General features: G+C 55.1%; 1 protein-coding gene. It reads right to left on the bottom strand.

Annotated features, from left to right (window positions below; translation table 11 throughout):
• Positions 1 to 18 precede the first annotated feature (18 nt).
• Positions 19 to 1,563 (bottom strand): IS5 family transposase, encoded by a 1,545-nt coding sequence (locus ADIS_RS20195; protein WP_035807149.1) that lies wholly within the window; start codon positions 1,561 to 1,563, stop codon positions 19 to 21.
• Positions 1,564 to 1,654: the final 91 nt, after the last annotated feature.

The following is a 1,654-nucleotide window of genomic DNA, read 5'->3' on the forward strand; positions in this document are numbered from 1 at the left end:
TAGGGTCTGCTTAAAAACTCACACATTCAATATAGCTAAACCTGGCTCAGAGCTTAGCCTGAGCCGGGTTTTTGTTCTCAGGTACCTTAGGACTGGATCAACGCAGGTCATTGCCTCATATTTGAGCCACTCCCATGCTGAAAAACGTAGCCATAGGAGTGCCTCCCCGGCCAGTTTGACCAGGTTGAGCACTAAGATGATGGAGGCGATCCACGATTTACTGGTGTTGCTTAGCTTTGCCCTGATCCGGGCCATACCGTACCCGTTTTTTGCCTGGCCGAACTTCCCCTCTATCGGGTTCCTCTCTCCTGGCCTTACGTGGTCTTCCACTGCCTTTGCCGAGGGCCTGCCAAGGGGTTTAGCGGCCAGCTTTATCCCTTTTTCCTTCAGCCACTTCCTGTTTTCCCTGCTACAGTACACCCGGTCCGCCAATACCTTTGCCGGATAGAACCCGAACCGTTCGCGGTACCTCTCCACATAATCGGTCAGATGCGTGCCTTCGTTGAAGGCATCCCAGGATACGGTGTCCAGAAAGGAGTATCCGTCTACCAGGCTCAGGTGGATCTTGGCCCCAAACTCCGTCTTTGCCCTGGACTTTCCACGTACGATCGGGCGCACATGGGGCTCGTGAATGCTCACTATCCTGTCGGCCACCTGGTGCGTGTTGGTCTCATACATTTCCAGTTGCTGGGCGTACAGCGTCTGGATGATCCAGTATTTGCGCTGAAGCTTGTGCCCGAGGGGAAAATCCCCAAACCGGTCGAGCTGTTTTTCAATCGTGGCAAAGTTCCTCCTAAGAAACTGGAGCTGCGATTTGAGCCCCTTCCGGATCGCCCGCCGGGACGGGTTCTTGCTCTGGGCCACCTTCAGGTAGGCTCTCCTGGCCATCTTCCGGTAGGTTCTGGGCTTCTTGCCCTCCGGCCGTTTCCGGTGCAGCACGTCTATGATCTGCTCGGTGATCTCACGGGCCTTGTTGAGCAGGCCCAGGTCGGTGGGGTAGGCGATGTCCTGGGGACAGGCCGTCGCATCATAGGTGACTTCCCCTTTGTTGCCGGTTTCCGGATCCGGTACATCCGGTCCCCCTTCACCACCGTCCGGCTTTCCGGGATCCTTTCGGGAGGACTTCTTCATGGAAAAACCGTGGATCTTTTCGTTCATCTCACCGATGAGCTCCTGGCTGAGGCGCTTCCTGATATCCACAAACAACGAGGGATCAAAGGGCGGCTCCCCGGTGTAGGAACTGTAGCCTAGAAAATACTGGAGGTACATGTTTTCGGTAATCTGTGCGACCGTCTCCCTGTCGTCCAGATTGAGCATGTGCTTGATGATCACCGCCCCGATCAGCACACGGGGATTAAGCGCCGGCCTGCCGGTCGCCCTGGGGGGATTGTGCCTGTTGTAGAGCCCCACCAGATCGTCCCAGGGAATCTGGGAGCTCAGCACAACCCAACGGTTGGAAGGGTCGAGCTGGTTGTAAAACGGGGTCTCAAAACCTGTAAAGGAAAGCTGGCCAGGACTGGTGTATTCGCTCCTTGGTGCACGTCTTTTGATGTTCTTTCTCATAATACCCTGCACTTACTAGCCCTCAAAATGAGAAAAAACCCGCTCAATTCCGACTCCTGACGCAATTTCTTGCTTTCTAAGCAGACCCTAT

Source organism: Lunatimonas lonarensis, assembly GCF_000390185.1.
GTDB classification, from domain to species: Bacteria; Bacteroidota; Bacteroidia; order Cytophagales; family Cyclobacteriaceae; genus Lunatimonas; species Lunatimonas lonarensis.

Coding starts and splice junctions, on each gene's coding strand:
- ADIS_RS20195 (WP_035807149.1), bottom strand. CDS start 1,563: ATGAGAAAGAACATCAAAAGACGTGCACCAAGGAGCGAATACACCAGT.